At 72.8% G+C, this 18,389-nt stretch carries 13 protein-coding genes; 3 read left to right on the top strand and 10 right to left on the bottom strand.

Translation table 11 applies throughout. The features are described from left to right. Positions 1–87: 87 nt before the first annotated feature. The 3 genes from ACIQI7_RS25750 to ACIQI7_RS25740 form a co-directional block, all read right to left on the bottom strand. The gene (locus tag ACIQI7_RS25750) at positions 88–1,500 is read right to left on the bottom strand and encodes a S8 family serine peptidase (RefSeq protein WP_401113763.1); all 1,413 of its coding nucleotides are present in this window, start codon (positions 1,498–1,500) and stop codon (positions 88–90) included. A 99-nt stretch (positions 1,501–1,599) separates the two neighbouring features. Continuing rightward, complete coding sequence (locus ACIQI7_RS25745) at positions 1,600–3,183, bottom strand: WXG100 family type VII secretion target (protein ID WP_401113760.1); 1,584 nt, start codon at positions 3,181–3,183, stop codon at positions 1,600–1,602. A gap of 70 nt (positions 3,184–3,253) precedes the next feature. After that, positions 3,254–3,736 (bottom strand): hypothetical protein, encoded by a 483-nt coding sequence (locus ACIQI7_RS25740; protein ID WP_401113758.1) that lies wholly within the window; start codon positions 3,734–3,736, stop codon positions 3,254–3,256. 544 nt (positions 3,737–4,280) lie between these two features. Between ACIQI7_RS25740 and ACIQI7_RS25735 the strand changes: the two genes are divergently transcribed. Continuing rightward, positions 4,281–6,317, top strand: a complete 2,037-nt coding sequence (locus tag ACIQI7_RS25735) for an FUSC family protein (RefSeq protein WP_401113754.1) — start codon at positions 4,281–4,283, stop codon at positions 6,315–6,317. A gap of 116 nt (positions 6,318–6,433) precedes the next feature. On the opposite strand, the gene ACIQI7_RS25730 is transcribed toward ACIQI7_RS25735, so the two are convergent. From ACIQI7_RS25730 to rsmI, 7 genes are all read right to left on the bottom strand, one after another. After that, positions 6,434–8,290 carry an ABC-F family ATP-binding cassette domain-containing protein gene (locus tag ACIQI7_RS25730; RefSeq protein WP_401113751.1) on the bottom strand — a complete coding sequence of 619 codons (1,857 nt, stop codon included), beginning with the start codon at positions 8,288–8,290 and terminating at the stop codon, positions 6,434–6,436. A 247-nt stretch (positions 8,291–8,537) separates the two neighbouring features. Next, positions 8,538–9,455: a 4-(cytidine 5'-diphospho)-2-C-methyl-D-erythritol kinase gene (locus ACIQI7_RS25725; RefSeq protein WP_401113748.1), complete on the bottom strand. Its 918-nt coding sequence runs from the start codon at positions 9,453–9,455 to the stop codon at positions 8,538–8,540. Then, positions 9,452–10,345: a 16S rRNA (adenine(1518)-N(6)/adenine(1519)-N(6))-dimethyltransferase RsmA gene (gene rsmA, locus ACIQI7_RS25720; protein ID WP_401113745.1), complete on the bottom strand. Its 894-nt coding sequence runs from the start codon at positions 10,343–10,345 to the stop codon at positions 9,452–9,454. Before rsmA ends, ACIQI7_RS25725 begins: the two co-directional genes overlap by 4 nt. A gap of 69 nt (positions 10,346–10,414) precedes the next feature. Then, the gene (locus tag ACIQI7_RS25715; RefSeq protein ID WP_401113743.1) at positions 10,415–11,293 is read right to left on the bottom strand and encodes a TatD family hydrolase; all 879 of its coding nucleotides are present in this window, start codon (positions 11,291–11,293) and stop codon (positions 10,415–10,417) included. Position 11,294: 1 nt separating this feature from the next. Beyond that, on the bottom strand, positions 11,295–12,917 hold the full coding sequence (gene metG, locus ACIQI7_RS25710) for a methionine--tRNA ligase (protein WP_401113740.1): 1,623 nt from the start codon (positions 12,915–12,917) through the stop codon (positions 11,295–11,297). An 86-nt stretch (positions 12,918–13,003) separates the two neighbouring features. Then, positions 13,004–13,429, bottom strand: coding sequence for a hypothetical protein (locus ACIQI7_RS25705; protein WP_401113738.1), 426 nt, complete (start codon positions 13,427–13,429; stop codon positions 13,004–13,006). Positions 13,430–13,665: 236 nt separating this feature from the next. Beyond that, positions 13,666–14,535: a 16S rRNA (cytidine(1402)-2'-O)-methyltransferase gene (rsmI, locus tag ACIQI7_RS25700; RefSeq protein ID WP_401113736.1), complete on the bottom strand. Its 870-nt coding sequence runs from the start codon at positions 14,533–14,535 to the stop codon at positions 13,666–13,668. A gap of 97 nt (positions 14,536–14,632) precedes the next feature. Between rsmI and ACIQI7_RS25695 the strand changes: the two genes are divergently transcribed. Continuing rightward, positions 14,633–16,423 carry a dolichyl-phosphate-mannose--protein mannosyltransferase gene (locus tag ACIQI7_RS25695; protein ID WP_401113734.1) on the top strand — a complete coding sequence of 597 codons (1,791 nt, stop codon included), beginning with the start codon at positions 14,633–14,635 and terminating at the stop codon, positions 16,421–16,423. 187 nt (positions 16,424–16,610) lie between these two features. Further along, the gene (locus ACIQI7_RS25690) at positions 16,611–18,368 is read left to right on the top strand and encodes a penicillin-binding transpeptidase domain-containing protein (RefSeq protein WP_401113731.1); all 1,758 of its coding nucleotides are present in this window, start codon (positions 16,611–16,613) and stop codon (positions 18,366–18,368) included. Positions 18,369–18,389 lie beyond the last annotated feature (21 nt).

Genomic DNA, 18,389 nt, shown 5'->3' with positions numbered 1-18,389 from the left:
ACACCCGCCACCCCACGCCCCCGACACGCGCGAGGGCGCCAGGTCCCCCTGGCGCCCTCGCATGCGTCGGCCACGTCGCGTCCGCGGCTACCTCGCGTACGGGTTGTCCTCCGGCGGCACGGGCGGCTGGTACGACGGCGGAGCCGGCGGCACAGTCCCCGTCGGCTGTTGCATCGGCAGTGGCGGCACCTGGGCCGCCACCTCAGGCTGCAGCTGCGCGGCAGGCTTCCGTCGCCGCCGCATCACGGCGACCACCACGCCGGCCACCAGCGCCAGCCCGACCACCACACCCGCCACGATCGGCAGCGTGCTGCTCGATCCCGACGGCTTCTCCGCCTTCGGCTGCGGCTGCGCCGACGGCGCGTCCACCGCCACTTCGGTCGGGCTTCCAGCGGGGCTTGGCACCGCTGACGCGGTAGCGGGTGAACTTGCCGAAGGCAACGGAGCCACCGGCGGCGCAACCGCATCGGCCGGAAGCGGTGACACGTCAGCCGGGCCAGGATCCCCCGGATCCGTCAATGCAATACGGGGCCGCACCGCACCGTAACCGATGAGGTCGTTGCGGCCGGTCGCGTCATTCGCTTTCCCCGCAGTGTTGATGAGGACTCGCAGAACCTGATTCGCCGTCCAGTCCTTGTGTACGGACCAGACCAGCGCTGCAGAGGCCGACGCCAAGGCAGTCGAGTCCGACGTCCCATGGCTCTTGCAGTAACCGGTGGAAGAAGTACATGCCGAGATCATGTCCATACCAGGAGCGATGAACGCCACTTGCGGCCCCCGATCAGACTCTGCCGTGACGGTTCCATTGCGGTCCGAAGCCCCCACGCCGACCACGTTCGGGAGCGCTCCGGGATACTCGACAAGGTTTCCGTGTTCGGCTCCGTTCCCGACGCTGGCGAATACCAGAACACCCTTCGCCCGGGCCCCTGCGAGGATCCCATTCAGTTTCGCCACATCAGCCGGGAATGCCGTCACCGCCTCGATCCCCTGCGAAATGTTGATGACCTTGGCGCCCTGGTCAACGGCATACGCAATCGACTGTCCGACCTGATCAAGGAAATCGGTCGAAACGAGCGTACCGACCTTCCCGGTATTGATCTTCAACGGAAGAAGCCTGACGCCTGGCGCCAGACCCTGCGCACCGGTCCCACCGTTTCCCTTGCCCGTCCCGGCGATGAGGCTGGAGATCGCTGTACCGTGGCCGTCCGCGAACGATCCCACACCCCCGGTGCTCCCGCTGAAGTCCTTGCCGGACAGGAACTGTCCTTCCAGGTCAGGGTGATCGAGCTTGAACCCACTGTCGATCACCGCGACCGTGATGCCCTGCCCCTTGGAGACCTTCCACATCTCTGAGGCATGCATGGCTTCCAGATGCCACTGCTGCTGCCGAATCGTGTCCTCGGCAACCGCGGGTGCTGCGATCGGGCCGACCACGATTCCCGCCGCCAGAAGCGCCGCAGCAGCAGCCCGCCAACGCGCTCGCGCGCTCGTCCGCCCCATCACAACTCCTCGTCAATCTCTCCGTCGACCGGGAAGCGTGCCCCGAACAGGACTGCCCGGCCACTGGGGATGCCCAGTGGCCGGGCAGTCGTTGCCGTCCTACTCAATCACGTCCGGGTTGCTGTGCGGCGTACCGCTGGTCCAGGTCTCCTCGTCCTCGTGGAGGTAGTCGGCCCGCTTGCGGCGGTCGCGCTCGTTGCGGCCGCCGTGGCCCGCCGCTCCGGGAGCCATCATGCCGTTCTGCCTGGACTGGGCGCCGCCTTCACCGGCTCCCGCCGCGCGGTTGCGCAGACCGGTACCGCCGGGCGTGAACTCCCCGCCCGCGGTCGGTCCCTTGCGACCGCCGACCGTCCCGCCGGTGGTCGAGGACAGGCCCCGGCCGCGCGAACCGCCGCCGGCGCCGACCGCACCTCCATGGGCGCCACCCATACCCGGGTGCATGCCGCCCATGCCGGGCCCACCGGTCCGGCCTCCGCCCGGCCCCGCCTCGCGGTTGCCGAAGACCGTCCCACTGGGCAGACCCGGGGTACCGCTCTTGCCCTGCCCCGGCGTTCCGCCGAACGGAGAGGTACGCGGCTGGACCTGACCGCCACCCTTGTTCGGGAGGGTTCCGCCGCCCGGGCCGACCGGGAAGCTCATGGACGGACCGTTGCCCGGGAGGCCGGGTCCGCCGCCCGGGCCGGTCGGCCCGGGCGGGTAGCCGGGGAGGCCGGTCGGCCCGTCTGTCGGCAGCTGGCCGCCGCCGGGGCCGTACGGACCGGTCTGGGTCGGCAGGGTGGGCAGGCTGTTGATGTCGGTACCGGGACGGTTGACCGGGTCCGACGGGTAGGACGGCGGGACCGAGGCCCCCGGGTCCTGCGGCGCGGGCGGCAGCTGGCCTCCACCGCTGTGCGGCGGGGGCGTGGTGCTGCCCGTACCGGACGGCCCGGGGCCGCCCGATCCCGGGTCACGGGGCAGGACCTTTCCGCCGCCGTAGCTTCCGCCACCCGACGAGCCGACGCTGCCACCCGTGCTGCCCACACCCGTCCGAGGGCTACGAACGGAACCACCGGAACCCACGGAGCCGCCAGTTCCGCCCGAAGCGTCCGACATGTCGTTCCTGCTGCTCTCCTTGCCGGGCGTCCCGGGCAGCACCACGTCCGAAGGAATCCCGTTCAGCGTGGTCGTCGCCGCGTTGTACGCCTGCGCCAGCTTCTCCATCTGGAGAACGGCTTCCTGGTGTTCCTTCTCGACCTTCGCCTTGGCCTGGTTGAACTCCGCCGCAGTCACCCAGTTGGGGTTGACCGACTTCATGTACTGGTCGGCGGTCTGGCCGACGGCGAGCTGGGGGATGCTGAGCAGGTTCGACTGGCTGTTGTGCTTGTTGACCGTCTGGATCTCCGTCTGCGGAGGCTCCGGCACGGCGACCTTGGCGGTGCTGAGCGCCTCACCGGCCTGGTGCATCGCGTTGCCCGCGGTCGTGGCGTGTTCGCCGATGATCTGCGCCGACTGCTGCAGGTTGTTCACCCAGGTCTTGAAGCTCTCGGCAGCCGGACCTTCCCAGGTCACATTGCCGACATGCGACTTGAGCGCCGTGCTCAGTTCCTTCAGCACCCGGCCGGCCGACTGCAGCTGGGTGCCGCGGCTCAGGACCGTCGCCGGATCCGTGCTGGACACCATCTTGCGCAGGTGGGCGTGTTCCAAGCTTTCGAAATTCGTGCTGGCTGACACTACTTGCTCCCCGTCTCCCCGTAGAACTCTCCCCAGGCGGCCATCAGTACCTGCCGTCGCCCGACCCCGGCGCCGGCGTGGTGACACCCGCGTTCTTCGCGACGGAGTTCTGCGCGGCCGTCGTGTGGTCCTCGTTGGTCACGTAGTTGCTCGCGGTCTGCGAGACCGCCGTCTGCATCGCCTGGATCTGCGCCGCGAAGTCCTTGTGCAGCTGGACGAGCTGGCCGTGGACCTTCTCGTAGGCGGTGGTCAGGGCCGTCGCCTCGGCGAACTCCGCGCTCGCGAAGCTCTTGCTCGTCAGCTTCTGCTGCTGGAGCTTGTACGGCGCGGCCGCCGAGCCCTCCATCGCGGCGAGCAGCGCTTCGACCTTCCCGGCGAACGTCCGGAGCGTATCGAGCTCGATCTGGACGTTCTGCTTTCCGAAGGCCGACACCAGGTCACTGGCGCTGCCGTTCGTCTGGATGGTGCTGACGATGGGGGCGAGGTTGATCCCGCCCAGCGGCCACGGAAGCTTCTGATCCAGCATGAACGGAGCCGTGTCGCCGGCGCCCGGGTCGGTACCCGACGGGCTCGGCGCCGGGCTGGACGCCGGGGTGGACGTCGGGCTGGGTGCGGGACTCGCCGAAGGGCTGGGCGAGGGGTTCGCCGACGGACTCGGCGAAGGGCTCGGCGAAGGAGTCGCCGTCGGCGACGGACTGGGCGACGGACTCGCCGAAGGAGTCGGCGTCCCCGAACTAGTTGCATTGCCTGCCACAGCAGTTCACCTCTCCCCCGTACGGCCGGTTCGCGCCCGGGCGTCCCGGGCGGCCCCCGCCGCAACACACCGTCAACTTCTGGGTCGTACCGTCCTGGTCGGTGCACCGTCCGCCCTGTGGACGGTTTCCGCCTCAGTCATCGTAGCCACCACCTCTGTCGGACCGGCAGGGCCCTTGGCCCGCCCGTACGCGATCGGTACGAACTTGACACGTACGAGCCGCCGGGCCCGCCCTGGGTAGACTGGCCCGGTACGCCCCATCTGCCGCGCAACGTCGCACAGCAGCGACCCCAGGCCGCAGAACGGACGTGACCGCGTGAGCTCCCCCGACGCCTCCCCCTCCCCCTGGTGGGCCCGTGCCGTGCGGCCGGCGCGGCCGCCGGTGCCGGTGGCGCTGATGGTGCGGGCGGCGTTGGGCATGGCGGTGCCGTTGGCGGTGGGGCTGCTGGCGCACCGGCTGGACCTGGGGGTGTTCGCCGGGCTCGGGGCGATGCACGCCACGATGAACGACCGGGTGGAACCGGGCGGGCTGCGGGCCGCCCGGATCGGGACGGCCGTGCTCGCCTCCGCGGTCGGCATGCTGATCGGCACCGCTCTCCAGCACGCCGGTGCGGACGGTCTCGTCCTGGGAGTCGCGCTGACGTCGACCGCCTTCGCCTCGGGCGCGCTGAGTGCGACCGGCCCGCGCGGTTCGGCGGCCGGGATGCTGCTGTCGGTGTCGGCGGCGCTGGGCAGTGGGATGCCGCTGCCGCAGCCGTGGTGGGCGGCGGCGCCGATGCTGCTGGCCGGGGCCGCGTTCGTGGTGCTGCTGGGCCTGCCGGCGGGTGCGCCGAGCCGGCCCGCCGCGGATCCGCGCAACCGGGCGCTGGCGGCCGCGTACGACGCGCTCGGCCGTACGCTCGCCGATCTGGGCGGCCCCCGGGCCGCCGCCTCGCGCCAGGTGCTGACGGCCCGCCTGAACCAGTTCCAGGACCTCCTCGGCACGACGCACCGGACGCCCCGGCCGCCCCGGCCGCCCCGGAACCGCTGGAGCCGTGGAACCCGAAAGGACCGACAGGACCGCCAGGACCGCCGCGCCCGGATGTACGAGGCCGCCCTCGCCGCCACCGAGGCGGCGACCGGCCTGCTCTGGGCCCGCCGCCCCGTCCCGCCGGAGGTGGCCGAGGTGCCGAACCGGCTGGCGGCCGCCGTACGGCAGGGCGGCGGCGAGGTCGCCGTCCCCGACTGGCGGCCCGACACCCCCTCCCGGCAGGCCCTGGACGTGGCCCTGCGCGCCGCCGCCGACACCGTGGCCGGCCGGGACACCCGGCTCGGCACCGCCCCCGCGCCGCCGCCGGACCCGTGGCGGCTGCGGGCGCGGCTGCTGTCCCGGGGGTCGGTCCGGTACGGACTGCGGGTCGCGCTGTGCATCGCGGTCGGCTCGGCGGTCACCGCCAACTTCCCGCTCAGCAAGAGCTACTGGGTGCCGATGACGATCGCCTTCGTGCTCAAGCCGGACCTCGGCTCGGTGTTCCTGCGTGCGGTGAGCCGATCGGTCGGCACGGTGCTGGGGGTGGCCGTGACCGCGGCGCTGCTCCTGGCCACCACCGACGAGTGGGCGCTGACCGCGATGGCCGCCGGCTGCGTGGCCCTGCTCCCGTACGCCACGGCGGCGCACTACGGGCTGAACACGGTGGTGATGACGCCGATGGCGCTGATCCTGCTGCAGCTCGGCGGGCAGAGCAGCGCCGCCGAGTTCTGGCCCCGGGTCCTGGACACCGTGCTGGCCAGCGGGATCGTCCTGCTCTTCGGGTACCTGCTGTGGCCGGAGCGCCCCCGCCACCGGATCGAGCCCGAGCTGGTCGGGGCGGCGACGGCGCTACGGGCCTACCTCGACGCCGTCGCCGAGGACACCGCCGCTGAGAACACCGACATCGGCACCGCCACCCGGCCCGGCAGCGCCCAGGTGTGGCTGCGCCGCACGGCCTACCGGTCACTGGCGGACGCCCGCCAGGAGGTGCGGCAGGGGCTGTCCGAGCCGCCGCCCACCGGCCGGCTGGCCGAGCGGTGGCTGCCGGCGACGGCGGCGCTGGAACGGCTGGGCGGCGCGGTGGCGGCCTTCGCCGCCCAGATCCGCTACGGCGGCCGGGTACCGGATCCGGCCGAGGTCGACCGGGTCCGGCGCGCGCTGGACGAACTGACCGCCGCCGCCCGGGCACACCGCCCGCCGACCGCCCCTGCGGTCCCGGCCGCCCAGGCTGCCGCGGCACACCGGGCGGCCAGTCCGACCACACCCCACGACCCGACGCGCAGCGCGCTGGGCCGGGCCGCGGAGGAGCTCGAAACGCTCCTCCGCACCCGGCCCGACGGGTAGACCGGCCTCAGACCTGCTCAGACCTGCTCAGAGCCCGGCCTCAGACCTGTTCAGAGCCCGACCTCAGACCTGCTCAGAGTCCTGCTCAGAGCCCGGTCAGACCTGCTCAGACCTGCTCAGACCTGCTCGGCCAGCTCCAGCCAGCTCATCTCCAGCTCCTCCTTCTCGTCCCGGACCGCGCGCAGCTGCGTGTCCAGTTCGGCGACCTTGGAGAAGTCGGCGGCGTGCTCGGCGAGTTGGGCGTGCAGCTTGGACTCCTTCTCGTCCAGCTTGGCGATCTGCCGCTCCAGCTTCTGCATCTCCTTCTTCGCCGCCCGCAGGTCCCCGCCGGACAGCGCCGGAGCAGCACCCGCGTCGGCCGAGGCACCCGCCCCGCCCGCGGAACCCGCAGCACCGCCGGAACCCGCACCCGCAGCGGGCACCGCAGCGGCCGCGGCGGCCATCCGGGCCCGGCGCTCCAGGTACTCGTCCACGCCGTTCGGCAGCATCCGCATCCGCTTGTCGCCCAGCAGTGCCTGGACGGTGTCCGTGGTGCGCTCGATGAAGAAGCGGTCGTGGCTGATGACGATCATCGAGCCGGGCCAGCCGTCGAGCAGGTCCTCCAGCTGGTTGAGCGTCTCGATGTCCAGGTCGTTGGTGGGCTCGTCCAGGAACAGCACGTTGGGCTCGTCCATCAGCAGCCGCAGCAGCTGGAGCCGGCGCCGCTCGCCGCCGGACAGGTCGCCGACCGGCGTCCACTGCTTGTCCTTGCCGAAGCCGAACTGCTCGCACAGCTGGCCGGCGCTCATCTCCCGGCCCTTGCCGAGGTCGACCCGCGAGCGGACCTGCTCGACGGCCTGGAGCACCCGGGTCGCCGGGTCCAGCTCGGCGACCTCCTGCGACAGGTAGGCCAGCCGCACGGTCTTGCCGACCTTGATGACGCCGGACGCCGGCTGGACGTCGCCCTCGCTCGCGTACGCGTCGCGCAGCGCGCGCAGCAGCGAGGTCTTGCCGGCGCCGTTGACGCCGAGCAGGCCGATCCGGTCGCCGGGGCCGAGCTGCCAGGTGACGTTCTCCAGCAGCAGCTTCGGGCCGGCCTTGACGGTCACGCCCTCCAGGTCGAAGACCGTCTTCCCGAGCCGCGCGTTGGCGAACTTCATCAGCTCGGACTTGTCGCGCGGCTCCGGCACGTCCGCGATCAGGGCGTTGGCGGCCTCGATCCGGTAGCGCGGCTTGGAGGTGCGGGCGGGGGCGCCGCGGCGCAGCCAGGCGAGCTCCTTGCGGGCCATGTTCTGGCGCTTCTGCTCCTCGACGGCCTCGATCCGGGAGCGTTCGGCGCGGGCGAAGACGTAGTCGGAGTAGCCGCCCTCGTACTCGTGCACCTCGCCGTTCTGGACGTCCCACATCCGGGTGCAGACCTGGTCGAGGAACCAGCGGTCGTGGGTGACGCAGACCAGCGCGGAGCGGCGCTTCTGGAGGTGCTGGGCGAGCCAGTTGATGCCCTCGACGTCGAGGTGGTTGGTGGGCTCGTCGAGGACGATCAGGTCGGGCGAGCCGAGCAGCAGCTTGGCGAGGGCGATCCGGCGGCGCTCGCCGCCGGAGAGCGGGCCGATGACGGTGTCCAGGCCGTCGGCGAAGCCGGGCAGGTCGAGGCCGCCGAAGAGGCCCTCGATGATGTCGCGGATGCGGGCGTCGCCGAGCCACTCGTGGTCGGCCCGGTCGGCGATCACCTCGTGCCGGATGGTGGCCGTCGGGTCGAGCGAGTCGTGCTGGGTGAGGACGGCCATCTGCAGCCCGCCGGAGTGGGTGATCCGGCCGCCGTCGGGTTCCTCCAGCTTGGCGAGCATCCGGATGAGGGTGGTCTTGCCGTCGCCGTTGCGGCCGACGACGCCGATCCGGTCGCCCTCGCTGACGCCCAGGCTGACCCCGTCCAGCAGGGCGCGGGTGCCGTAGACCTTCGTGACGGACTCGATGGTGGCGAGGTTGACGGCCACGTGTGCTGCGCTCCTGGGTTCGGCGGTCGCGGGGCGGCCCGCCGCTCGGCGGTCGGGCACCCCTCTCGGGACACCCCGATCTCTCCAGCCTAATGGGCCCGCCGGATCGGCTTCACCGCGTCGGCTGGACGACGGACGCGGTGAACCCGCCCGACCCGTCGGCCGACGACGGACGCGGTAGACCCCGCACCACCCCGCCGGCCGACGACGGACGCGGTGCCCCCGCACCACCCCGTCAACGTCAACGTCAACCGACGACCGACGCCCCCGGCACCGGCCCGTGGGTGGCGTGCGCGGTCCGGCAGGTGCCGGAGGCCCGCAGCGCGTCGGCCACCGCGACGGCGGCCTCGGCGTCCTTGACCAGGAAGGCGCAGGTCGGCCCGGAGCCGGAGACCAGTGCCCCGAGCGCGCCCGCCTCGGTGCCGGCCCGCAGGGTGGCGGCGAGCGCGGGGCGCAGCGAGAGCGCGGCGGGCTGGAGGTCGTTGGCGAGCGCGGTGGCCAGGGCGACGGCGTCGCCCCCGGCGAGGGCGGCGAGCAGGGCCGGGTCGGCGTCGGGGGTGGGGACGTCGGCGGCGCCGGAGCCGGTGCCGGCCTCCTCGCGCAGCCGGTCGCACTCGCGGAACACGGCGGGGGTGGACAGGCCGCCCTCGGCGACCGCGAACACCCAGTGGAAGGTGCCCTGGACGGCCAGCGGCTCCAGGATCTCGCCCCGGCCGCGGCCCAGCGCCACGCCGCCGAGCAGGGCGAACGGCACGTCGGAGCCGAGTTCGGCGGCCAGTTCCAGCAGCACCGGGAGCGGGGTGTCCAGCTGCCAGAGCGCGTCACAGGCGACCAGGGCCGCCGCGCCGTCGGCGCTGCCGCCGGCCATCCCGCCGGCCACCGGGATGGCCTTGGCGATGTGCAGGTGCACGCCGGGGTCGGCGATGCCGTGGTGGGCGGCGAGCAGCCGGGCGGCGCGGGCGGCGAGGTTGCCGTCGTCCAGCGGGACGACGGCGGCGTCCGGGCCGGTGCAGCTCAGCGTCACGCCCTCCCCCGGGGTGGCGGTGACCTCGTCCCCGAGGGCGACGGCGAAGAAGACGTTGGCCAGGTCGTGGAAGCCGTCGGCGCGCAGCCCGCCGACCCCCAGCTGGACGTTGACCTTGGCCGGTACCCGTACGGTGATCACTCGCTGTCCTTACCGGGGTCCTTCGCGGGCTTGTGTTCGGCGATCGCGGCGAACTGCTCCACCGTCAGCATCTCGCCGCGCAGCTTGTGGTCGATGCCGGCCGCGGCGAGCGCCTGCTCGGCCCCGGCGGCGGAGCCGGCCCAGCCGGCCAGTGCGGCGCGCAGGGTCTTGCGCCGCTGGGCGAACGCGGCGTCGACGACCGCGAACACCTCCTCGCGGCTGGCGCTGGTCCTCGGCGGCTCGCGGCGGATCAGCGAGACCAGCCCGGAGTCGACGTTGGGAGCGGGCCAGAACACGTTCCGCCCGATGGCGCCGGCCCGCTTCACGTCGGCGTACCAGTTGGCCTTGACCGACGGGACGCCGTACACCTTGTTGCCCGGCTTGGCGGCGAGCCGGTCGGCGACCTCGCTCTGCACCATCACCAGGGTCCGCTCGATGCTGGGGAAGGTCGCCAGCATGTGCAGCAGGACGGGCACCGCGACGTTGTACGGGAGGTTGGCGACCAGCGCGGTGGGCGCCGGCCCGGGCAGCTCGGTGACCTCCATGGCGTCGCTGAACACCAGGTCGAAGGCGTCCGCCCTGCCGGGCATCCGGGCCGCGACGGTGTCCGGCAGGTGCCGGGCCAGCACCGGGTCGATCTCGACCGCGGTGACGTGCCGCGCCACTTCCAGCAGCGCCAGCGTGAGCGAGCCGAGCCCGGGCCCGACCTCCACCACCGCGTCCTGCTCCGTCACGTCGGCGGCCCGGACGATCCGCCGCACGGTGTTGCCGTCGATGACGAAGTTCTGCCCGCGCTGCTTGGTCGGCTTCACGCCGAACGCGGCGGCCAGCTCCCGGATGTCGGCGGCGCCCAGCAGGTGGCTGTCAGGGGTGGGGTCGGTGGTGCTCACGCGCCAAGGATACGGGCGCGGGGGCCGCCGTCCGGACGCGCCGATCCGGACGGGCCCCGGCCCTCGTGCTCAGTACCCGAAGGCGCGCGCGGTGTTCTCCGCGACGGCCGCCGACAGCTCGTCCTCGTGCAGCCCCAGCGTCGCCGCCATCGAGCGCACCGTGACCGGGATCAGGTACGGGGCGTTGGGGCGGCCGCGGTAGGGGTGCGGGGTGAGGAACGGGGCGTCGGTCTCGACCAGGATCCGGTCCAGCGGGGTGGCGAGCAGGGCGTCGCGCAGCGGCTGGTTGGCCTTGAAGGTGACCGGGCCGGCGAAGGAGAGGTACCAGCCGTGCTCGGCGCAGGTCTTGGCCATGTCGGCGTCGCCGGAGTAGCAGTGGAAGACCGTCCGCTCCGGGGCGCCCTCCGCCAGCAGGAGGGCGATGACGTCGTCGTGGGCGTCCCGGTCGTGGATGACCAGGGCCTTGCCGTGGCGCTTGGCCATCTCGATGTGGCGGCGGAACGACTCCTTCTGGATCTCCACGCCCTCCGGGCCGGTGCGGAAGTAGTCCAGGCCGGTCTCGCCGACCGCCAGCACCTGCGGCAGGGCGGCGAGCCGGTCGATCTCGGCGAGCGCCTCGTCCAGCGCGGCGGCGCCGCCGGCCTTCCGCTGCTGCCCGGACCAGCCGTCCGCGTCGCCGAGGAAGATCCGCGGCGCCTCGTTCGGGTGCAGGGCGACGGCCGCGTGCACCTGCTCGTACTGCGCCGCCAGTTCGGCGGCCCAGCGCGAGCCGGGCACGTCGCAGCCCACCTGGACCACCGTGGTGACCCCGACCGAGGCGGCCTTGGCCAGGCCCTCGGCCGGGGTGCCGGACTGCATGTCGAGGTGGGTGTGCGAGTCGGCCACCGCCACCGCCAGGGGTTCCGGCAGCGGCGGCGGGGTCGACCGGGCGTCGTCCTTGGCGGCCATGTCAGGCGGCCGGCTTCTCTTCGAGGCGCGGGAAGAGGATCTCGCCCTTGGTGACGGTGGCACCGGCGGGCAGCCGGCCCCAGTCGGCGGCGGTGGCGACGGTCTGCGCGGAGAGCGCGCCCAGGCCGGCGGCCTCGGCGCCCAGCGAGGTCCACAGCTTCTCGGCGGTGGACGGCATCACCGGGTTGAGCAGGACGGCGGTGGCGCGCAGCGCCTCGGCGGCGGTGTAGAGGATGGTCGCGAGGCGGGCCCGGCCCTCCTCGGAGTCGTCCTTGGCGACCTTCCACGGCTCCTGCTCGGTGAGGTAGCCGTTGACCTGCTTGACGAACTCGAAGATCGCCGCGAGGCCGCCGGCGAAGTCCAGCTCCTCGCCGATCTTCCGGTCGGCCGTGTCGACGGCCCTGGCGAGCCCGTCGGCGATCGCCTGCTCGGCCTCGCCGTGCGCGGTCGCGGCCGGCAGCGCCCCGTCGAAGTACTTGCCGACCATCGCGGCGACCCGGGAGGCCAGGTTGCCGAAGTCGTTGGCCAGCTCGGAGGTGTACCGGGCGGTGAAGTCCTCCCAGGAGAACGAGCCGTCGGTGCCGAACGGGATCGCCCGCAGGAAGTAGTAGCGGTAGGCGTCCACGCCGAAGTGCGAGGTGAGGTCGGTGGGCGCGATGCCGGTCAGGTTGGACTTGGACATCTTCTCGCCGCCGACCATCAGCCAGCCGTTGGCGACGACCCGCTTGGGCAGCGGCAGCCCGGCGGCCATCAGCATGGCGGGCCAGATGACGGCGTGGAACCGCAGGATGTCCTTGCCGACCAGGTGGACCGAGGCGGGCCACAGCTCGGCGAAGCGCTCCGGGTCGCTGCCGTAGCCGGCCGCGGTGATGTAGTTCTGCAGCGCGTCGACCCACACGTAGAGGACGTGCTTCTCGTCCCAGGGCAGCGGCACGCCCCAGTCGAAGGTGGAGCGGGAGATCGAGAGGTCCTTGAGGTCCTGCTCGACGAAGCGCAGCACCTCGTTGCGGGCCGAGGCGGGCTGGATGAAGTCCGGGTTCGCCGCGTAGAACTCCAGCAGCCGCGGGCCGTAGGCGGAGAGGCGGAAGAAGTAGTTCTCCTCCTCCAGCCACTCGACGGGCCGCTTGTGGACGGAGCAGAGCTTCTCGTCCTCGGTCGCGCCGTCGAGCAGCTCGGACGGGAGCTTGAACTCCTCGCAACCGACGCAGTACGGGCCGGAGTAGCCGCCCTTGTAGATCTCGCCCTTGTCGAACAGGTCCTGGACGAACTCCTGCACCCGGGCGGTGTGCCGCTCCTCGGTGGTGCGGATGAAGTCGTCGTTGGCGATCTCCAGGTGCTCCCAGAGCGGCTTCCAGGCCTCCTCGACCAGCTTGTCGCACCACTCCTGCGGGCTGACGCCGTTCGCCTCGGCCGTCCGCATGATCTTCTGACCGTGCTCGTCGGTGCCGGTCAGGTACCACACCTTCTCGCCGCGCTGGCGGTGCCAGCGGGTGAGGACGTCGCCCGCCACGGTGGTGTACGCGTGGCCCAGGTGGGGGCGATCGTTGACGTAGTAGATCGGGGTGGAAACGTAGTACGCCGGGGCGCTCGCCCCGGTGGTGCTGTGGTCTGCAGTGGCCGCCATGGTCGGAAAGCTTAGTCGGGCGGGCGGGCCGCCCTCGACCGAGTTCTCTCCCGGCCGGGGGCGGTCCCTTCCACGTCGCCCCGGTGTCAGCCCAGCAGCCGCGACCAGAACCGGGCCCAGCGTCCGCGCGGCCGGACGGGCTCGGCCACCGGGGTCGTCCCGGCCGGCTCGGCGTGCGCCGGGTAGCCGGGGGCGTGGTGCCACGGCTGGTCCGCGGAGGCCACCCGGCCCTCGCGCATGATCCGTACGGTGTGGCCGCCGCATCCCGGGCAGGTCGGCTTGAGCAGCGGGGACGGCACCCGGACGCCGTTGGCGTGGTACTCGAACACGACGTGCCCGTCCTTGGCCACGTGGTGCTCGATGTCGTACGCCTGCTCCCAGCCGTACCCGCAGCGCAGGCACGCGAAGGAGTAGGCCTCCCGTACGGTCTCGACGGGAGTGTGCGGCCGGCCGGCCGGACCGGCGGTGCTCAGTGCGCTGCCACTGCGGGGGCTACCGACAACATCACTCATGGCCGTCTCCCAGCGCCCGCCGGACGCTCGTCCGGCTGGGTCTTTCCGTTCCAGGAAATGCCCGGACCGCCCCGGCCGACGCCCCACTTGTGAAGACTTGGATGCGGGTTGGGGAGCCCTATACGCAGGGCCCTCCCAGGACCGGAAACCGCGACCGAAACTTCAGCTCAGCGGGTGTTTACCGAGGCCTTCTCTCCACGGTACGACTCCCCGTGGGCAACGCAACCCCCGGGAGTTCACGGCTTCCCCGGGCGCCCCTCCAGGCCTTCCCGCTTGGCCGCCACGACCGCGTCGAAGACCTCGCGCTTGGGCAGCGAGAGTTCCACGGCGACGGCCGCGATGGCCTCCTTGCGCCGCTCCCCGGCCTCCTCCCGGAGGGCCACCAGCCGGGCCAGCTCGGCCGGGGTCAGCTCCTGGGGCGCGGCCGGCGGGGCGCCGGCGACCACGACGGTGATCTCGCCCTTGACGCCGTCGGCCGCCCAGACCGCCAGCTCGCCGATCGGTCCGCGCCTGACCTCCTCGTAGGTCTTGGTGAGCTCGCGGCAGACGGCGGCCGGCCGCTCCGGCCCGAACGCCTCGGCCATCGCCGTCAGCGCCTCGGCGATCCGGTGCGGCGCCTCGAAGAAGACCATGGTGCGCGGCTCGGCGGCGATCGAGGCGAGCTGCCGGGCCCGGTCGCCGCTCTTGCGCGGCAGGAAGCCCTCGAAGGTGAAGCGGTCGACCGGCAGGCCGGACAGCGCGAGCGCGGTGAGCACCGCCGAGGGCCCGGGCACCGCGGTGACCTTGACGTCGGCGGCCACGGCGGCGGCGACCAGCCGGTAGCCGGGGTCGGAGACCGAGGGCATGCCGGCGTCGGTGACCAGCAGCACCCGGGCGCCGCCGAGCAGCGCCTCGACCAGTTCGGGGGTGCGGCCGACCTCGTTGCCCTCGAAGTAGGAGACCACCCGCCCGGCCGGGGTCACCTCCAGCGCCTGGGTGAGCCGGCGCAGCCGCCGGGTGTCCTCGGCGGCGATCACGTCCGCCGTCGCCAGTTCGTGGACCAGCCGGGGCGGGGCGTCCGAGACGTCGCCGATGGGGGTGCCTGCGAGAACGAGTACTCCTGTCACGGTCCCCATCCTCGCAGCTGTGGAGCGCCCGGGGTTTTTGGTGACGATTCGGTCAGCTTCCGAGGGAGCGGACACGCGTACGAGGAGCGCCCCTACGATGTGGCGGATGAACGGCGACACGGCGGCGCAGACGCCCACTGGTACGGACCACTCCGCGTACGGCGGCGTCGGCCTGCCGTCCCCCCGCTCACCGCAGGCCGGACCCGTCGGCTGGCACGGACGCCTGGCCCGGTACGGCTACGCCGCCCGCCCCACGGCGACGCTCACCGAGCGCCTGGCGCCGCCGATGCCGGACGGCCCCCGGGTGACGCCCCGGGACGTGCCGCAGTCGCCGCTGCTGCTGCGGCTGGGCGTCTCGCTGCCGCAGGGCCTGTGGTCCTTCCTCTGCCGCTGGGCCGGCTGGCTGGGCCCGGTCGCGGTGGCGGTCTTCGCCGGCCTGCTGCGGTTCACCGGCCTCGGGCAGCCGCACGCGATCATCTTCGACGAGACGTACTACGCCAAGGACGCCTACGCGCTCTGGCACGGCGGCTACGAGATCAGCTGGCCGGAGGACGCCAACGCCACGATCATGACGCCGGGCGCGGCCGTCCCGTACCGGCCGACGCCCTCGTACGTGGTGCACCCGCCGGTGGGCAAGTGGATCATCGGCGCGGGCGAGCAGCTGTTCGGCATGAACCCCTTCGGCTGGCGGTTCGCGGTGGCCCTGCTCGGCACCCTGTCGGTGCTGATGCTCGCCCGGATCGCCCGCCGGATGTTCCGCTCCACCCTGCTGGGCTGCGTGGCGGGCCTGCTGCTGGCGGTGGACGGCCTGCACCTGGTGCTCAGCCGGGCCGCCCTGCTCGACCTGGTGGTGATGTTCTGGACCCTCGCCGCCTTCGGCTTCCTGCTGCTGGACCGCGACCGCACCCGGGCCCTGCTGGCCCGGCGGCTGGGCGGGGTCGAGGACCCGCGGCTCGCCCAGCGGCTGAACCTGGGCTGGCGCCCGTACCGGATCGCGGCCGGCGTCTGCGTCGGCCTGACCTGCGCCACCAAGTGGAGCGGCCTGTACGTCGCGGCGGCCTTCGGCCTGATGACCGTGCTCTGGGACGTCGGCGCCCGCCGCCTGGCCGGCGCCCCGCACCCGTTCCGGGCGGTGCTCGCCCGGGACGTGGTGCCGGCCTTCGTCTCGGTCGTGGTGGTCCCGGTCGGCGTCTACATCGCGTCCTGGTGGGGCTGGTTCGCCAGCAGCACCGCCCCCGGCCGGGGCGGCTGGGGCCGGGACTGGGCGGTCGGCCGCTCCACCGACTTCCCGTGGATACCCGAGGCCCTGCGCTCCCTGTGGCACTACCACTCGACGGTCTACGACTTCCACGTCGGCCTGAGCGACCCGCACACCTACCAGTCCAACCCCTGGTCCTGGCTGGTGCTGGGCCGGCCGGTGTCCTTCTACTACGAGTCCCCGAAGTACGGCCAGGCTGGCTGCACCGTCGCGGACTGCTCCCGCGAGGTGCTGGGCATCGGCACCCCGCTGCTGTGGTGGGCGGCCGTCGCTGCGCTGGCGTACTGCCTGTGGCGCTGGGCCGCCCGGCGGGACTGGCGGGCCGGCGCCCTGCTCTGCGGCCTGGCCGCCGGCTACCTGCCCTGGTTCGCCTACCAGCAGCGGACGATCTTCCTCTTCTACGCGGTGGTCTTCGTCCCGTTCCTGGTGCTCGCGGTGACGATGCTGGTCGGCGCCCTGATCGGCCCGGTCGGCGCCTCCCGGGACCGCCGGATCATCGGCTCCGCGGCGGCCGGCCTGCTGGTCCTGCTGATCGTCTGGAACTTCCTCTTCTTCTACCCGCTCTTCACCGGGCAGACCATCCCGCTGGAGGACTGGCGCCGCCGGATGTGGTTCAACACCTGGATCTGACCGGCCGCCGGGCCCGCACCGCGTTCCCGCGAACCGTCCGTACGCGGTGCACACCACGTACCAGATCCGTCACAAGTCCCGGGCGATTCGCCGACGCACCGATCCGGGCTGCCTAGGGTGGGGGGGTACCGCGTTTCCGGCCCCGGCCGGTTGCGCCCGGCCGCGAGACCCCTGGGGGAACTGCACCATGCGCAGTGGCGCGAAGATCGGCATCATCACCGGCGTGTCCATCGCCGTCCTCGCGGGCGGCGGCTACGGCGCGTACAGCCTGATGAGCGACTCGGGCGGATCCGAGGGCAAGAAGCCCCGCACGGTCGTCGCCGAGCCGCCGTCGGCCGAGCAGGCGGCAGCCGGCCTGAAGGACTTCCTGGCGGCCTGGGCGGCCGGCGACATCGCCAAGGCGGCCTCGCTGACCGACGATCCGGCCGCGGCCACCACCGCGCTGACCGCTTTCCGGGACCAGGTCAAGCCGAGCGCGCTGACCCTCACCCCGTTCGGTCCGACCACCCAGCAGGTCTTCTCCGCCGCCACCGGCACCCCCGCCCCGGCCCCCAAGCCGACCGCCGCCGCCTCCGGGACGCCCGGCGCCCCGGGCGCCGGCGACTCGCCGTCCCCGACCGCCACCCCCGGGCCCACCGGCACGCTGATGTCCTACAAGGCGCGCGCGGAGTTCGCGGGCACCAACCGGGCCTGGGACTACCAGGGCTTCCTGGGCGTCGTGAAGATGAGCGACAACACCCCGGCCGTGCACTGGGCCCCCTCGGTGATCCACCCCCACCTGTCCGGCAACGAGACCATCGCCGTCCAGCCGGTCTTCTCCCCGCCGTCCACCGTGGTCGACCGCAACGGCAAGCCGGTGCAGGGCGCCTCGCTCACCCCGGCGCTGATGACCACCCTCCAGGAGAACGCCAACAAGCTGCTGCCGCCGGACCCGAACAAGGACCAGGACGCGGGCAGCGCGGTGGTGATCTCCGACCCGGCCGGCAAGGGCTCCCAGGACAAGCTGTTCACCATCGTCGAGCCGAAGCCCGGCAAGCCGTTCAAGGTGACCATCGACAACACCCTCCAGGCCGCCGCCGAGAAGGCGATGACCGACCTGGGCGGCAAGCCCGGCTCCATCGTCGCGATCGAGCCGAGCACCGGCCAGGTGCTGGCCTTCGCCAACTCCCCGGCCAACGGCCAGAACCGGGCCTTCACCGGGCTGCTCGCGCCGGGTTCGACGATGAAGATCGTCACCTCGGCGTCGCTGCTGGAGGCCGGGATCAACCCGGACACCGTGGTGGCCTGCCCGGAGAAGAGCGGCAACGCGCACCCGATCCCGAACTCGTTCCCGGGCGCGTTCCCGGGCAACACGCTCCAGCAGGACTTCATGATGTCCTGCAACACGGCCTTCATCAACCAGGGCCTGGCCAGCCTCAAGCCCGAGACGCTGTCCGGCACGGCCAAGGACGTCTTCGGCATCGGCCTGGAGTGGAAGACCGGCCTGCCGAACGCGGACGGCAAGGTGCCGGCCACGCCGGGCAGCAAGGACGAGCAGGCCATGAACTACATCGGCCAGGGCAAGGTCCAGATGAACCCGCTGGCCATCGCCTCGATCACCGCCACCGTGCAGAACGGCGAGTTCAAGCAGCCGGTCCTGGTCGCCGAACTGCCGCAGCAGAAGGCCGCCCGCCCGCTCTCCCCGGACGTGGCCGCCAAGCTGAAGGCGATGATGGCCGCCACCGCCACCGGCGGCACCGCCAAGGACGTGATGGCCGGGATCACCGACAACGCGGGCGCCAAGACCGGCTCCGCCGAGGTCGCCGGCGTCGACGTCACCAACAGCTGGTTCACCGCCTACCGCGGCAACATCGCGGTGGCCGCCGAGGTGCAGGGCGGCGGCCACGGCGTGGACGCGGCCGGCCCGGCCGTCGCCTCCATCCTGAAGGCCGCCGGCGGCCGCTGAGCCCGAGCCGAGCCTCCGGGC

It is taken from the genome of Kitasatospora sp. NPDC092039, assembly GCF_044756065.1.
GTDB lineage: Bacteria > Actinomycetota > Actinomycetes > Streptomycetales > Streptomycetaceae > Kitasatospora.
The sequence above is the reverse complement of the archived record's forward strand: the minus strand, read 5'-3'. Positions and strand labels throughout refer to the sequence as shown.